Source organism: Caulobacter sp. AVps16 (assembly GCF_058681455.1).
Map to the genome: position 1 here is coordinate 1,692,414 of NZ_CM178739.1, position 16,191 is coordinate 1,708,604.

Here is a 16,191-nt window from a genome sequence, read left to right on the forward strand (position 1 = left end):
AAATTCGTTCCAAAATCAGGGATCAGCTGAGCTGGAACGACTTGACCACTCTCACAGGTCACTAATGCAGATTGGGTCGGGCCCGGCCGAATAGCCGCAGCGACTCACGAAAAAGGCGCGCTCCAAGGAGCGCGCCTTGATCACTGGATTGGAGGCGAGCGTCAGGCTGACGCAGCGCCACCCTTCTTCTCGGCATAGATCAGTAGAGGCTGGGCACGGCCTTCAACGACCTCTGCATTGACCACAACCTCCTCGACGCCCTCATAGTTGGGCAATTCGAACATGGTCTCGAGCAAGATCCCCTCCATGATGGAACGGAGGCCCCGCGCACCTGTCTTGCGGGCGATCGCCTTGGTCGCGACCCCGTGAAGCGCATCCTCAGTGAAGGTCAGACCGATATTCTCCATCTCGAACAGTCGCTGGTACTGTTTGACGAAGGCGTTTTTAGGCTCGGTCAGAATCTTGACCAGAGCGATCTCATCCAGGTCTTCAAGGGTGGCGACCACAGGAAGGCGCCCGATGAACTCCGGGATCAGGCCGAAGCGCTGGAGGTCATCCGGCTCGACGCCGCGCAGGATTTCGCCGGTACGGCGCTCTTCCGGATCTGCGACCTTGGCACCGAAGCCAATCGACTTACCTTGGCCCCGCGCCGAGATAATGCGCTCCAAGCCGGCGAACGCCCCGCCACAGATGAACAGGATGTTCGTGGTGTCCACCTGCAGGAACTCCTGCTGGGGATGCTTTCGCCCGCCCTGGGGCGGCACGGAGGCGACGGTGCCTTCCATGATCTTCAGCAGAGCCTGCTGCACGCCCTCCCCCGAGACGTCACGGGTGATCGACGGATTGTCGGACTTGCGGCTGATCTTGTCGATTTCATCGATGTAGACGATGCCCCGTTGGGCACGCTCGACGTTATAGTCGGCCGCCTGCAGGAGCTTGAGCACGATGTTTTCGACATCTTCACCCACATAACCGGCTTCGGTCAGGGTCGTGGCGTCGGCCATGGTGAAGGGGACGTCGATGATTCGGGCCAGGGTCTGGGCCAGCAAGGTCTTGCCGGTACCGGTCGGGCCGACCAGAAGAATGTTGGACTTGGCCAGTTCAACGTCATTGTTCTTCGACGCATGGTTCAGACGCTTGTAGTGATTGTGCACCGCTACGGCGAGCACCTTCTTGGCGTGCCCCTGTCCAATCACGTAATCGTCCAGGACTTCGCAAATTTCACGCGGCGTCGGAACGCCGTCCTTTGACTTCACGAAGGCTATTTTGTGCTCTTCGCGAATGATGTCCATGCAGAGCTCAACGCATTCATCGCAAATGAACACCGTCGGTCCCGCGATGAGCTTACGCACCTCATGCTGGCTCTTTCCGCAGAAAGAACAATACAGAGTGCTCTTGGTATCGCCGCTCGCGGCTTTCGTCATGGTCGCTTCTCACGCTATGGCGGCGACGGCCACTGCCGTGACGCCCGCTCCTGGCTCACATGCCGCCACCGAAGCGACAGCTTACAGGCCGGGAGTTGTCTAATCCTTGACATTCCCCGATCCGGCCGCAGTTCACAAGCCTTGGAGGCTTTTTCGGCCGCCCAACCCGTCAATGCGCCGTACCCTGTAACGATCTTAGAGTCTAAAATGGTTACCAAGGTCGTAGACACAACGACAGGGCTATTCCGATAGCGTTCGAGGGCGCGGAAGCGTTTAGAGCGCAGCCGGGAATCGTGTTCGAACAACCGCTTGATGAACGGGACGCGCCAGGCGCGCGTGGAGTAGAATGGCGAAGCGCTCATTGATGTCCAAAGGCCTTACGGCCTCGATGCCGATGACAGGGGAAATGACTGACGCCCCGGCGCTGGTGGCCTTTGACTTCGATGGCACCCTGACCGTTCGCGACAGCTTCAACGCCTTTCTGAAATGGCGCGCCGGGCCCGCGCGCTGGACACTCGGAATTGTCCGCCTGTCGCCAGCTCTCTTGGGCTACGCGTTCAATCGCAATCGCGGCAAGCTCAAGGCTGCGGCCGTTCGGGAGTTCCTGAAAGGCGCAACCCAGACCGAGCTGGAATCAGACGCACGCACCTTTGCTGAACTCTACGCCCCTTCCCTGTTTCGGCCCGACGCTCTTGCGGTTTGGCGGCGCTGGCGGGCCAAGGGCGCCAAGATGGTGATCGTCACCGCGTCTCCCGACATCACGGTCGCACCCTTCGCCCGAGGCCTTGGCGCCGACGTTTTGATCGGCACAAGGCTGGCCTTCGGTCCAGATGATTGCGCCCTTGGCGTCCTGGCCGGACCAAACTGCCGCGCCCGGGAAAAGGTTGTCCGACTGAAGGAACTGTTTGGCGAAGAGGTTCGGCTGACCGCCGCCTATGGCGACACCTCCGGAGATACCGAGATGCTGGCCATCGCCGATGAGCGTGGCTATCGCGTCTTTCGCGGCAGGCCGATCTAGGCCGGCGCAAAAAAGCCGCCGACCTTGCGGGCGGCGGCTTGATCACCTGGTGAGGGACGCTTTGGCCTAAGCCTTGGCGTCGGTCTCGTCGCGGGTCTCATTGATATGGTCGATCAGACCCCAAGCCTTGGCCTCTTCAGCGCTCATGAAGTGGTCGCGGTCCAGGGTGCGCTCGACCTCTTCATAGGTGCGGCCGCAATGCTTGACGTAGATCTCATTCAGACGACGCTTGGTCTTGATGATGTCTTCGGCATGACGCTCGATATCAGAGGCCTGACCGCGGAAGCCACCCGAAGGCTGGTGCACCATGATGCGCGAGTTTGGCAGTGAGATCCGTTGCCCAGCGGCACCGGCGCACAGCAGCAGGCTGCCCATAGAGGCCGCCATGCCCATACAGACCGTCGAAACCGGGCTCTTGATGTATTGCATGGTGTCGTAGATCGCCAGACCAGCGGTCACCACGCCGCCCGGCGAGTTGATGTACATCGCGATTTCCTTCTTGGGGTTCTCGGACTCCAGGAAGAGAAGCTGGGCGCAGATCAGGCTGGCCATGCCGTCCTCGACGGGCCCGGTCAGGAAGATGATCCGCTCCTTGAGCAGGCGCGAGAAGATATCGAACGCGCGCTCACCGCGGCTGGTCTGTTCGACCACCATCGGAACGAGGTTCATCGCCGTTGCAACCGGATCGTACATAGGGTTCGCCCTTTTTCGCGTTTTGGGGCTGCGCGAATCAGACCTCGCACAGCGTCGCCAACGCATATCGCGTGGCGATTAACAGGTTGCAAGGAGCCGAAGGCCCTCGTGGGCCAAAGAAAAAGGCGCGACCCTTGCGAGTCGCGCCTGGTCTCATTTCTAAACGGAAGCCTTAGCCGCCGTAGCCTTCCGGCAGATCGTCCTCTTCAAGGAGCTCTTCCTTGGAGACTTCCTTTTCCTCGATCTTGGCCTTGCCGAAGATCAGGTCCACGACCTTGTCTTCATAGATCGGGGCGCGCAGAGCGGCCTGCAGATCGGTGCGCTGACGGTACATGTCGAACACCTGCTGGGCTTGCGCGCCATACTGGCGAGCTTCGCGCATGATAGCGTCGGTCAGTTCCTGGTCGGTCACAACCACCTCGTTCTTGCGACCGATTTCGGCAAGCACCAGACCCAGGCGAACCCGACGCTCGGCGATCTTGCGATACTCGTCCTTGAGTTGGTCTTCAGTCTTGTCGGCGTCCTCAGGCGGCAGGCCGCCCTGCGCCTTGTCCGCCTGAACCTGCTGCCAGATGCCCGCAAACTCGGCGTCGACCATGCGCGGCGGCAGGTCGAACTCGTGCTTGGTGTCCAGGATGTCCAGCAGGGCGCGCTTCAGCTTGAACCGCGACGAATTTTCGTAGCGACCCGAAAGGTTTGACTTCAGCAGTTCCTTAAGGGCAGCGAGGTCGGACAGGCCCAAACGCTTGGCCAGTTCGTCGTCGGCCTCGGCGTCGAGCGGAGCGCGCACTTCCTTGACGGTCGTGGCGAACTCGGCGGCCTTACCTGCGAGATCCTTGGCCTGATAATCTTCCGGGAAGGTGACCTTCACGACCAGTTCGTCGCCCGGCTTGGCACCGATGAGTTGGTCCTCGAAGCCCGGGATGAACTGGCCCGAACCGAGGACCAGTTCTGCGCCTTCGGCCTTGCCACCGGCGAACTCGACGCCATCGACGGTGCCGACAAAGTCGATCAACAGCTGGTCGCCGTCCTTGGACTTCAGGCTCTTGCCCTTGCGGGGCTCATAGGTGCGGGCCTGCTTGGCAAGCTCGGCCAGGGCCTCGTCGACCTCGGCGTCCGAGACCTTGTAAACGGGCTTGGTCAGCTCGATGCCGGCCGGATCGATCGGCTCGAAATCAGGCATGATTTCGATGGCCACCTCGAAGGCGAGGTCTTCGCCGCCGGCGACAACCTTTTCCATGTCAGAGGAAGGCTTCAGTTCGGGCTGGCCAGCCGGGCGCAGCTTGTTGTCGTCCAGAACCTTCTGGGTCGTCTCATTGAGCGCCTGCTCAACGACTTCACCCATCAGGGCCTTGCCATAGAGGCGGCGCACATGGGCGGCGGGGACCTTGCCGGGGCGGAAGCCCTTGACGTTCATTTGCGGCGCGACTTCAGCGATCCGCGCTTCGAGACGCGTGGCCAACTCGGCGGCGGGCACGGTCACCCCATAAACGCGGCTGAGGCCTTCGCCCGACTTTTCAACGATCTGCATCGACATGGTCATATTCTCGAACCTGCGACGCATGCGCCGGGGGTCCGCCCTGGGGTCAAAAACATCGACGCCGCCCGCGAGGCCGGGGCGGCGAAAGAGCGCCCTTATGTCACGACGTGCGCGACCATCCAAGAGCGCCAGCGGCAAAAGTCACGCCCATCCCTCTTCATCGGGAGAGCATTAGGTCGATCTTGGTGCGGATGAGAGGACTCGAACCTCCACACCTCTCGGTGCCAGAACCTAAATCTGGTGCGTCTACCAGTTTCGCCACATCCGCATTGGGGCAGGCCTTACGGATTTCACCGCCCCGAGGCAAGTCCGCTGCGCTTGACGCTAGGACGTCGAGCCAGGAGTCCGGCAAGGACGGCAGGCGCGAGATTCGGCAAATCCTCAGCGATCAGACCCGGCCCTTGTGCACGGCCACATTCGGCATGAATCCACACTCCGGCGCAGGCTGCCTCAAAGCTCGTCATGCCCTGGGCGATCAAGCCGCCGATGAACCCCGCCAGGATGTCGCCCGATCCGGCCGTTGCCAACCAGGGCGAGCCATTGAGCGACACGGCAGCACGTCCATCCGGGGCGGCAATGACCGTATCGGGGCCCTTCAGCAATACAACGGCGCCAGCCAGTCTTGCGGCTTCGCGAGTTGCCGAAATCCGTTCGGCCGAGCGTGCCAATAGACCAGGGAAAATCCGTTCGAACTCACCCGGATGCGGCGTCAGCACGTCATCGCGATCGAGGGCAGAAAAGAGCGCCTCAGGATCCTGCCGGAAACTGGTCAGGGCGTCGGCATCGACCACAAGGGCCGAACCGGTCCCGGCGAGGGCGAATAGGTTTCGAACCGTCGTCTCGCCTACGCCCGCTGAAGGTCCGATCACAACAGCGTCCGCTGTTTCCCCCGCAGCCCGCAGATCTGCATCGCTTTCAAAAGGTGCCAGCATCACCGCTTCAAGGTGAGCCGCGTTTTCGGCAAGGGCTCCGGATGGGGATAGAAGGGTGACAACGCCTGCGCCGATCCGAAGGCCCGCGCGGGCAGCCAATCGCGCCGCCCCGGTCTTCCCGGCGTCGCCGCTAACGACCTTTAGCCTGCCCCGTTGGTACTTGTGCACATTCAGAGCCGGCCACGGAAAATGCCTCTCCCAGAGATCAGGCGTGTTCTCAAAGAGCGATGCAGTCCCTTCTGACGCAGGCAAGCCGATATCGGCCACGACAACTTCGCCACAGGCAGCCCTCCCCTCGTAAAGGCAGTGCCCGACCTTCAGGCGATGGAAGGTCACCGTGAGATCGGCGCAGAAAACAGCCTCGCCCAGACGTCGCCCCGTATCCCCATTGAAGCCACTGGGTAGATCGATCGCGACGACCGGCTCATTCAACTGGGCGCACGCACACGCAAGTTTGGCCACGTCACCCTCAAGGCCGCGCGACAGACCAGCGCCAAACAGCGCATCCACATACAGATCCGCTGGGAACGGTGAAGGCGATAGCGGAACCGTTTCGCCCTTCCAAAGCGCAGCGGCTCTTTTGGCGGCCTCCGTCGCCGGGGCCGCGGCGGCTTCAACCCGAACGGACCAGCCTTTGTCGTGCAAGCATCGCGCAACCACATAGCCATCGCCGCCATTGTTGCCCGGACCACACCAGATCACCGCTCGGCCCGGCGGAAAGCGCTTCATGACCGCTTCCGCGACTGCAAACCCGGCTCTGTCCATTAGCAGATCGATGGAAAGGCCTTGCTCGACCGCCTGGCGGTCAGCCTGCGTCATCTCAGCGACGGTCAGAATTTCCCGCGACACGTCGTCTCCCTCAGAGAACCTGACTCTGAGCTTCGCGTCCTTTCTCGATCAAGAGCAAGCGCGTATCCTGAATATCGAAGGTTGTGACCGAACAGTGGTCCGGCCTGAAGGCGGCTACCTGCCTATTGCCGGTCGCAACGCCGACGGCTGCGTTCAGGGCGACAAAGTGGCTGAATACGGCTGTCAGGGGGTACTCAGCCACCGCAGCTGCCACACCCCTCGCCCAAGCGGCGTAGTCCATATCGCCTACGATCTGGTCCCATTCACCGCCGAACGCGGTCCTGAGCCAGGCGGGACGCTCTGGATCTGACAAGGCCGCCGGCGTTGGGATCTCGCCAACGCGGGCATCAATGTGCAGATCCAGACCCAGTGCCTGAGCCAGAGGCTCAGCGGTCTCCCGGCATCGACGGAGCGGCGAAGAGACCACCCGTCGCGGCCTTGTCGCCTCGGGCAGAGTCAGCATGGACTCCATCACCTCGATGGCCTGCTGGCGGCCGATCTCATCCAGCCCGGGGTCGCCGTCGTCCCCTCCCCAACTCGATGCCGGACGGCCATGTCTGATGACGTACACGCGGGCCATGGGATCAATCCGGAATAAAGAGATTTCGGACGCCATCAGGATGTGGACCGACGATCCCGGTGCGACCGACGCCCTCCCGAGACTCAAGATCTAGAAGGGTTGCAGGATCATCAGGTGTATGGGCGACGAAGCGACGCCCCGAAGCGTCACGCCCCACGACAATGCCCATCCGCACGCCCTCTCGTGAGTGGACAACGGTGTAGGTCTCGATCGTCGATGGCCCGACGGGTCGCTCGACAATCTCCGGATGGGGCAGGCTGTCGATCTGCGCCTGAATTCGTGAGGGAGCCTCGCGCACCCAATCGCCGTCGAACGGCTTGGTGGAATAGATCCCGATCGATTGCTTGGTCAGGAACCAGCCATTGGCCGTGCAGAGACCAAAGGCACCGGGACGTTCCCGGAGCCGGGTCATCATCTCCGCGATCGAGTGCAGAGCGTAGTTGTTACCCGGTCCACCAAAATAGGGCAGACCTCCGGTAATCGTCAGACCTCGCGGATCATCAAGCGCCAGGCCCAGTTCCTCTGCCGCCACCTGAACAGCGGACGGAAAGCAGGAATAGAGGTCGATGATGTCAATATCGGCCAGGGTGACCCCCGCCATCTCCAGGGCGCGCTCTCCCGTCAAACGGATGGCCGGGCTGGAATGGAAATTCTGCCGGTCCAATGGATACCAGAGATCAGCCGCATCTGCGCAGCCGTGCAGGTACACCCACTTGTCTTCCGATACGCCTAGTTCCCGCGCCTTCCGGACGCTGCAGATCAAGATCGCAGCGGACTGGTCGACCTCCATGATCGCATTCAGATACTTGGGATAGGGAAAGCTGATCATCCGGTTCCGATCGGTGACCGTTGTCAGCTCCTCTGCTGACCGTTCCAGCGGGAACCAGGCCATGGGATTGCCGGCCGCCACCTTGCTGAACGGCGAAAACAGCTCACCCAGGCGCTGCTGGTGGTCCTGCAGAGACCGGTCGTCGCGCGCCCGAAGTGCATTCTCGAACAGCGGATAGGTGTTGACCGGATAGCCGAGGCCATGCGCGGCCTCCTGAGCTGTCACGCCAGGCCGGGAGTCGCCCATTCGCTCTGGGGCTTCAACGAGGTCATCGCCCCATCCGTCAAAGCCATGCCCCCCTTTCAGGCGCTTCATCAAAGAACCGAGAAACTCGGCACCCGCTACGAGCGCCAGCTCCGAGCTTCCCTGTGCGATGCGCTCGCAGACCGCATTCACGGCTTGCTGGGGACTGTTGCCGCCCGTCTCCGTGTAGACTTTCCATGCAGGGTCGGCACCAAGCGCCCTGGCCAGACTTGCCGGAGGATTGATCAAGCGCGGCATCGGAAGCTTCGAAAGCCCCCCCGGCGCATCGATACTGAATGCGATGACCGCCATGGCGTCGAGTCCGGCAAGATCCGACCCCAAGAGGCCTGCATCTGCCACAGCCCTTTCCGCTGCAATCTTCAGCAGTTGCAGGGGAGACGGTGAATTTTCGATCTCTCCGCGAAAGGTGAACTGGCCGGCCCCGATCAAAACTGGCGTGTTGTCACGCATGTTCACCCCCGTTCAAACGCTTGTTGGGGCCGATCCTAGGGGCGAAACAGCGCACGGCAAGGTCAATTGGACGGCAATCTCGCTATGACTAGTTTTCATGCTCGCGCTGCACAAAATTTGAACATCACGATCAAACCGCCCTCAGGCAGGCAGATTCCTCCGGGGCGGCGCTTGCGAGTCCCCCGGGGGGCGTGGTCGGTGCCCGTCACAAGCGACGCGGCGCGTCGGCGGGCCCGAAAGTGGAACCGATGAAGAAGATTGAAGCCATCATCAAGCCGTTCAAGCTCGATGAGGTAAAGGAGGCCCTCCAGGAGATGGGCGTCCAGGGCATGACCGTGCTCGAAGCCAAGGGTTATGGCCGCCAGAAGGGTCACACCGAGCTTTATCGCGGCGCAGAGTACGTCGTCGACTTCCTGCCGAAGATCAAGGTGGAGGTCGTCATCGAGGATAGCCAGTTGGAACCGGCGCTGGAGGCGATCACTCGCGCCGCCCGGACGGGCCGCATCGGCGACGGCAAGATTTTCGTCTCGGAGATCGCGGAAGTCATCCGCATCCGAACCGGAGAAAACGGTCCAGCTGCCGTCTAGGCACGGACCTTTGAACGCATACGACGCTCAAGAAGGGGATACGGAATGAGCACGGCCAAGGAAATCCTGAATCTCATCAAGGAAAAGGACGTCAAGTATGTTGACGTTCGCTTCACCGACGTGCGCGGCAAGATGCAGCACGTCACCTTCGACATCGATCTCGTTGATGACGACTTCCTCAATGACGGCACCATGTTCGACGGCTCGTCGATCGCCGGCTGGAAGGCCATCAATGAGTCGGACATGAAGCTGCGTCCGGACCTGACGACGGCCATCATCGACCCGTTCTATCAGCAAACCACCCTGGCGCTGTTCTGCGACGTGGTGAACCCTGACACCGGCACGCCCTATAACCGCGACCCGCGCTCGATCGCCAAGGCTGCCCTGAACTACGTCAAGGCTTCGGGCATCGGTGACACCGTGTTCTTCGGCCCCGAAGCCGAGTTCTTCATCTTTGACGACGTCAAGTGGAACACCTCGCCGAACGACACCAGCTACTCCTTCGATTCCGTCGAACTGCCGGGTAACTCCGCCAAGACCTATCCCGAGGGCAATATGGGCCACCGCCCGGGTCCCAAGGGCGGCTACTTCCCGGTCAACCCGATTGACTCGGCGCAAGACCTGCGCGGCGAAATGCTGGCAGTCATGGGCGAACTCGGCATGAAGCCGGAAAAGCACCACCATGAAGTGGCACCGGCCCAGCACGAACTCGGCCTGAAGTTCGACACCATGGTGACCATGGCCGACCGTCTGCAGCTGTATAAGTACGTGATCCACAACGTGGCCCACGCCTACGGCAAGACCGCCACCTTCATGGCCAAGCCGATGTTTGGCGACAACGGCTCGGGCATGCACGTTCACCAGTCGATCTGGGGCGACGGCAAGCCGCTCTTCGCCGGCGACAAGTATGCCGGTCTGTCCGACATGTGCCTGTGGTACATCGGCGGCATCATCAAGCACGCCAAGGCCATCAACGCCTTTTCGAACTCGACGACGAACTCCTACAAGCGCCTGGTGCCCGGCTATGAAGCTCCGGTGAAGCTGGCCTATTCGGCCCGCAACCGCTCGGCCTCGATCCGGATCCCGCACGTCGACTCGCCGAAGGCCAAGCGCCTGGAAGCCCGCTTCCCCGACCCGATGGGCAATCCCTATCTGACCTTCGTGGCTCTGCTGATGGCTGGTCTCGATGGCATCAACAACAAGATCGATCCGGGCGCGCCCGCCGACAAGAACCTCTATGATCTGCCCCCGCGCGAGCAGAAGAAGATCCCGGAAGTTTGCGGCAGCCTCCGCGAAGCCCTGGAAAACCTCGACAAGGACCGCGCCTTCCTGAAGGCCGGTGGCGTGATGGATGACGACTTCATCGACAGCTATATCGAACTCAAGATGGAAGAAGTGATGCGTCTGCAACTGCATCCACACCCGGTTGAGTTCGAGATGTATTACAAGTGCTAACCTAAGCGTCTTCCGAAGTTCGGAAATGGGTCAGAGAGCATTCTCTGGCCCATTTTTTTTGCCCGAGCTGTCCCAGGGCCCGTCGCCGAATGAGAATGACTTCTTACTTAGGCAGCATCGGCTGAACAAAATTGTCGCAACTCCGCAACAGAACCGCCGCAATCCACCATAACCGCCTGAAATCAGACAATGGACGATATCGCCATCAGGCGAACTGAGCGTATCGCATCTCCCACGGAAGCGACGCGAACGCCCTCGTTAGAATCGGCATCTCGAAGCTTGGTCAGCACAGGATCTCTCCATGCAAAGCTCCAATAAGCTCCTTCGCCGCGCTCTGCGCGTCACCTGCGGTTTCGCCGCCCTCAGCGCAGCCATCGCAGCCGCACCGGCCGCGATGGCGCAAGATACCGTCAGCGACATCATCGTGACCGCCCAGAAGCGCAGCGAAAACCTTCAGGATGTCCCGGTCTCGGTGACCGCTCTCGGTGGCGAGCGGCTGCAATCGGCTTTTGCCGCCGGTGACGACATCCTGGCGCTGTCGGCCAAGGCTCCTGGCCTCTATGCCGAATCCTCGAACGGCCGCGCGGCCCCGCGCTTCTATATCCGCGGCCTGGGCAACAGCGACTTTGACCTGGCCGCCTCGCAGCCGGTCTCGATCATCCAGGACGAAGTCGTTCTGGAAAACGTCGTCCTGAAAAGCTCGCCGATCTATGACATTGATCAGGTGGAAGTCCTGCGCGGTCCGCAAGGCACGCTTTTTGGTCGCAACACCACGGCCGGCATCGTCAAGTTCAGCTCGGTCAAGCCGAGCGAAGAAACCAAGGCCCGCGCCGCCCTGTCCTATGGCAGCTTCAACACCCTGACCTTTGACGGCGGTTTTGGTGGCGCTCTGGTCCCCGGCAAGGTCGCGGCGCGCGCCTCGCTGCTCGTCCAGCACCGTGACGACTACATCAATAACGCCTTCACCAAGAAGAATGACGCCCTGGGCGGTTTCGACGAAAAGGCGGCGCGTCTGCAGGTCCTGTTCACGCCGACCGAAGCAATGAGCGCCCTGTTCAACATTCACGGCCGCGACCTGGACGGCACCTCGGCCACGTTCCGCGCCAACGTCCTGACCAAGGGCTCCAACAAGCTCAATGCCAACTATGACCGCAAGACGGTCTATTTCGACGCGGGGGCCGGCAACCCGCAGAAGTACAAGGGCTGGGGCACCTCGGCCAACATCGGTTACGACTTCGGCGACGTCACCCTGACCTCGATCACCGCCTATGAAGAAACCCACGGCTCCAGCCGCGGCGACATCGACGGCGGCAACCTGAAGGGTCCGGGCTTCATTCCCTTCCCGTCGGAAAGCACCGACGGTATCAAGGAACTTGACCAGGTCACCCAGGAACTGCGCCTGGCCAGCGATACCGATGGACCGCTGAGCTGGCAGGTTGGTGCCTTCTATTTCGACACCAGCTACCAGATCCGCACCGACCCTGGCTTTGCGCCGGTGACGACCCTTGAGCAGAAGAACACCTCCTGGGCCGTCTTCGGCCAAGCCTCCTACAAGGCCTCCGAAGCCCTGACCCTGACGGGTGGCCTTCGCTACACCAGCGACGACAAGGACATGCGCGTTGTGTCCGGTCCGAACAAGGTGGCCCCAGTCTCGGTCTCTGACGAAAAAGTCAGCTGGGATCTGAGCGCATTCTATGAAGTCGCAGACAATGTCAGCGTCTACGGCAAGGTGGCCTCGGGCTTCCGTGGTCCGTCGATCCAGGGCCGCGACATCGCTTTCTTCGCTCCCGCCTCAGTCGCGCAGTCCGAAACCATCCTGTCCTACGAAGTCGGCCTGAAGAGCGAACTGCTCGATCGCCGCGTTCGCCTGAACGGCGCGCTGTTCACCTATACGATCGACAATCCTCAGTTCAGTGCAGTCGGCGGCGGCTCGAACTCCAACCGCCTGATCAACGCCAACAAGGCTGAGGCCTACGGTGTGGAACTGGACGCCGAGTTCGTCGTCACGGACAATCTCGTCGTGACGGCGGGCTATTCCTACGCCAAAACCGAGATCAAGGACTCCAAGTTGACGACGGCGACCTGCGCTCAGTGCACGGTAACCGATCCGCGCACCTCGACCGGCTTGGCCCTGATCAACGGTAACCCCTTCCCCAATGCACCCGAATATACCTTTGACGTGACGGCCCGTTACGCTGTCCCGTTCGGTGCTGATGGCGAGCTCTTCGCCTATACCGACTGGAAGGTGCAGGGTCTGACGAACTTCTTCCTCTATGAATCGAAGGAGTTCTACAGCAAGGGCGACTTCGAAGGCGGCCTCAAGCTCGGCTATGCCAAGCTGGACGGTGCTTGGGAGGCGGCGGTGTTTGCCCGCAACATCACCGATGAGAACAACCTCAAGGGCGCGATCGACTTCAACAACAACACCGCGTTCGTCAACGAGCCCCGCGTGATCGGTGTCTCGCTGAACGTGAAGATGTAGCCGATCCCGTAGTCGGAAAATCGAGGGGCCGCAGAGCGATCTGCGGCCCCTTTTTCATTGAGGTCAGCGTCCGACTGCCGGACAGAAGATAGTGGTAATCTGGGGGGAACGGACGTTTCAAACAGCAAGGTCCCTTGCCTGGACCGGTGTTTTCGTCTGTGCTTCTCCCTTCTGCGGGAGTCGGGGATTTTCATGTTTGAATGGCGTCGCGCGGCTGCGGCTGCAAGTCTGCTTGCGCTAGGTCTATCGGCCTGCGCGACTACGGGTGGGGCCGGAGCCAAGCCTGGCACACCGGCCGCAAAACCGGCGGAGAAGGTCGAGATCAAGCCCTTGCCAAAGGGCCTCGACGGTGCAGCCTCGTCAGGCTTCCCATCGACCTATTCGCCCCTGCCCTCAAAGGCCACGGCCATAGTCGGTGCCACGGTGCTGACCGCGACGGGCGATCAGATCGAGAGCGGCGTCGTCTTTGTTTCCGGTGGCAAGATCGTCTCGGTTGGTGGAGCTGACACGCCCATCCCGGCTGATGTTGCAGTCATCCAGGCCAAGGGCAAATGGCTGACGCCCGGCATCATCGATGCACACAGCCACCTGGGCGTCTATCCGTCGCCCGGTGTCCAGGCCAGGTCAGATGGCAACGAGGCCACCGACCCCAACACGGCCCAGGTCTGGTCCGAGCATTCGGTCTGGCCGCAGGACCCCGGCTTTAACCGGGCCCGCGCTGGCGGGGTCACGACCCTTCTGATCCTGCCCGGCTCGGCCAATCTGTTCGGCGGCCGATCGGTGACTCTCAAGAACGTGCCGTCGACCACCATGCAGGGCATGAAGTTTCCTGGCGCACCCTACGGGCTGAAAATGGCCTGCGGCGAGAATCCCAAGCGCGTCTATGGCGGCAAGGGTCGCACACCGTCGACAGCGATGGGCAATGTCTTCGGTTTCCGCAAAGCCTGGATCGACGCTGCGGACTATACCCGCAAATGGGACGACTATCGCGCCAAGGTGCAGAAGGGCGAGAAGGCCGATGCGCCGAAACGTGACCTTCAGCTCGAGACCCTGAGCGGTGTCCTCAAGGGCGAAATCCTGGTGCAGAACCACTGCTATCGCGGCGATGAAATGGCCGTGATGATCGATATTGCCCGCGAATTTGGCTACAAGATCACGATGTTCCACCACGCCATCGAGTCCTACAAGGTCGGTGCCCTGCTGGCCAAGGAGGACATCTGTTCGGCCACCTGGGCCTCGTGGACGGGCTTCAAGATGGAGAGCCTGGACGGCATCGACGCCAATGCGGCCCTCCTCTGGAAGGCCGGTGCCTGTGTCGTCATCCACTCTGATGATCCGATCATGACCCAGCGCCTCAACCAGGAGGCCGCCATCGCCATGACCGCCGGCAACAAGCTGGGCTATGGCATCAGCCGGGCCGAAGCGATCAAGTGGATCACTGCCAATCCGGCCAAGGCCATGGGCATTGGCGACAAGACCGGCTCGATCGCCCCGGGCAAGGCTGCCGACCTGGTGATCTGGAATCGCGACCCGTTCAGCGTCTATGCCCAGGCCGAGCAGGTCTACATCGACGGTGCCCTGACCTATGATCGTCATGATCCGAAGTACCAGCCCAAGTCCGACTTCGAACTTGGCCAAACCGGCCAGGGAGCGTTCAACTGATGATCCGGTCCATCCTTCTCGCAGGCGTGGCCTGCGCGGCTCTCGCGGCACCCGCAGTCGCCCAGACCATTGCCATCACCAATGCCCGGATCGAGCCGGTCAGCGGCCCGGCCATCCCTTCGGGGACCATCGTCCTGAAGGACGGCAAGATCGCCGCCCTGGGGCCCCAGGTCACGGCCCCGGCCGGGGCGACGGTGATCGACGCCAAGGGTGGCGTGGTCACCCCCGGCCTGATCGCGCCGTCTTCCAACCTGACGGCCTCGGAGATCAGCGGCGTCCGCGAGACCCGCGATGACGGCACGGGCTCCGCGCTCTCGGCCGCCTTCGACATTTCCTACAGCGTCAATCCGGCCTCGCCGAAGATCGGCCTCGCCCGCGACGGCGGGATCACGGCCTCGGCCGTGACGCCAGTGCTGTCGGGCGCCGGCGGTGGGGCTCATGACCATGCGGACGACGGCGTGGTCGAAGAAATGACCGCCGGTGCCGGTGGCTCTGGCGATCCGCCCCTGTTCGGCGGCCAGGCAGCCTTTGTTCGGCTTCAGGCGGGTGACTCCGATCTCGTCGAGGGCTCCAGACTTGCCGTGACCGTGTCGCTGGGCGAGTCCGGGGCACGGGCCGCCGGCGGATCGCGCGGAGCCTCGATCGTCCTGATCAAGTCGGCCCTCGAGGACGCCCGCGCCTTTGCCCGCAATCGGGCGGCCTTCGAGCAGGGCGCGACCCGGGACTACGGCCTTTCGCGCCTCGACCTTCAGGCCCTGGTGCCGGTCGTGCAGGGCAAGACGCCCCTGCTGATCAGTGTCCACCGGGCATCGGACATCCGTCTGGCCCTGAAGCTGGCGGCCGAGGAAAAGGTCCGGATCATCCTGGAAGGTGTCGAAGAGGGCTGGGTCGTCGCTGCCGAGATCGCCAAGGCCGGCGTTCCGGTGATCGTCGATCCCCAGGCTGACCTGCCCGAAAGCTTCGAGACGATCGGCTCGCGGCTGGACAATGCCGCCCGGCTGCAGGCGGCCGGGGTCAAGGTGTCGATCAATGGCTCCCGCGACCTGGCCAACCTGCGCCAGGAGCGCCTGAACGCCGGTCTCGCTGTCGCCAACGGCCTGCCCTATGCCGAGGCCCTGGCGGCGATCACGCTCAACCCGGCCAGGCTCTGGGGCCAGGCCGATCGCATCGGCTCGCTCGAGGTCGGCAAGGTCGCCGATGTCGTGCTGTGGACCGGTGATCCGCTGGAGACCACCACCTGGCCCGAGAAGGTGTTCATCGGCGGGGTCGAGCAGCCGAAGGACAGCCGCCAGACCCAGCTGCGCGACCGCTATGCGGCCCCCGATAACGGCCTGCCGATCGCCTACCGCTAGCCGGCGACCGGGCCCTGCCACAACGGCAGGGCCCGGTTTCCCCGGGATTTTCCGGCCCGCGACGACACGCCTCT

The 16,191-nt window shown here is 62.2% G+C and carries 12 protein-coding genes and 1 tRNA gene; 6 read left to right on the forward strand and 7 right to left on the reverse strand.

What is annotated here, in order from left to right:
* Nucleotides 1-161 precede the first annotated feature (161 nt).
* Nucleotides 162-1,424, reverse strand: a complete 1,263-nt coding sequence (gene clpX / locus ACW17U_RS08245) for an ATP-dependent Clp protease ATP-binding subunit ClpX (protein ID WP_062146321.1) — start codon at nt 1,422-1,424, stop codon at nt 162-164.
* Between the two features lie 346 nt (nt 1,425-1,770).
* Here clpX and ACW17U_RS08250 point away from each other — a divergent pair, with 346 nt between their 5' ends.
* On the forward strand, nt 1,771-2,442 hold the full coding sequence (locus ACW17U_RS08250) for an HAD-IB family hydrolase (protein ID WP_492055498.1): 672 nt from the start codon (nt 1,771-1,773) through the stop codon (nt 2,440-2,442).
* 66 nt (nt 2,443-2,508) lie between these two features.
* Here the strand turns inward: ACW17U_RS08250 and ACW17U_RS08255 are convergent, their stop codons facing one another.
* The 6 genes from ACW17U_RS08255 to ACW17U_RS08280 form a co-directional block, all read right to left on the reverse strand.
* Nucleotides 2,509-3,135 (reverse strand): ATP-dependent Clp protease proteolytic subunit, encoded by a 627-nt coding sequence (locus ACW17U_RS08255; RefSeq protein ID WP_062146317.1) that lies wholly within the window; start codon nt 3,133-3,135, stop codon nt 2,509-2,511.
* A 172-nt stretch (nt 3,136-3,307) separates the two neighbouring features.
* Nucleotides 3,308-4,666, reverse strand: coding sequence for a trigger factor (gene tig, locus ACW17U_RS08260; protein ID WP_492055712.1), 1,359 nt, complete (start codon nt 4,664-4,666; stop codon nt 3,308-3,310).
* Nucleotides 4,667-4,858: 192 nt separating this feature from the next.
* Nucleotides 4,859-4,943: transfer RNA gene (locus ACW17U_RS08265), tRNA-Leu, on the reverse strand.
* Nucleotides 4,944-4,965: 22 nt separating this feature from the next.
* Nucleotides 4,966-6,456, reverse strand: a complete 1,491-nt coding sequence (locus ACW17U_RS08270; RefSeq protein WP_492055499.1) for an NAD(P)H-hydrate dehydratase — start codon at nt 6,454-6,456, stop codon at nt 4,966-4,968.
* 10 nt (nt 6,457-6,466) lie between these two features.
* Nucleotides 6,467-7,036: a histidine phosphatase family protein gene (locus tag ACW17U_RS08275; RefSeq protein ID WP_492055500.1), complete on the reverse strand. Its 570-nt coding sequence runs from the start codon at nt 7,034-7,036 to the stop codon at nt 6,467-6,469.
* A 4-nt stretch (nt 7,037-7,040) separates the two neighbouring features.
* Nucleotides 7,041-8,579 (reverse strand): acetyl-CoA acetyltransferase, encoded by a 1,539-nt coding sequence (locus ACW17U_RS08280; RefSeq protein WP_492055501.1) that lies wholly within the window; start codon nt 8,577-8,579, stop codon nt 7,041-7,043.
* Nucleotides 8,580-8,827: 248 nt separating this feature from the next.
* On the opposite strand from ACW17U_RS08280, the gene ACW17U_RS08285 reads away from it, so the two are divergent.
* The 5 genes from ACW17U_RS08285 to ACW17U_RS08305 all read left to right on the forward strand — a co-directional run bounded on the left by ACW17U_RS08285 (nt 8,828) and on the right by ACW17U_RS08305 (nt 16,117).
* Nucleotides 8,828-9,166 carry a P-II family nitrogen regulator gene (locus ACW17U_RS08285; protein WP_062146307.1) on the forward strand — a complete coding sequence of 113 codons (339 nt, stop codon included), beginning with the start codon at nt 8,828-8,830 and terminating at the stop codon, nt 9,164-9,166.
* Between the two features lie 45 nt (nt 9,167-9,211).
* Complete coding sequence (gene glnA, locus ACW17U_RS08290) at nt 9,212-10,621, forward strand: type I glutamate--ammonia ligase (protein WP_062146304.1); 1,410 nt, start codon at nt 9,212-9,214, stop codon at nt 10,619-10,621.
* 301 nt (nt 10,622-10,922) lie between these two features.
* On the forward strand, nt 10,923-13,103 hold the full coding sequence (locus ACW17U_RS08295) for a TonB-dependent receptor (RefSeq protein WP_062146302.1): 2,181 nt from the start codon (nt 10,923-10,925) through the stop codon (nt 13,101-13,103).
* Nucleotides 13,104-13,295: 192 nt separating this feature from the next.
* Nucleotides 13,296-14,765, forward strand: coding sequence for an amidohydrolase (locus tag ACW17U_RS08300; protein ID WP_492055502.1), 1,470 nt, complete (start codon nt 13,296-13,298; stop codon nt 14,763-14,765).
* A complete protein-coding gene (locus ACW17U_RS08305; protein WP_492055503.1) occupies nt 14,765-16,117 on the forward strand; it encodes an amidohydrolase family protein in 1,353 nt (450 codons plus the stop codon). Before ACW17U_RS08300 ends, ACW17U_RS08305 begins: the two co-directional genes overlap by 1 nt.
* The last annotated feature ends 74 nt before the right edge of the window (nt 16,118-16,191 follow it).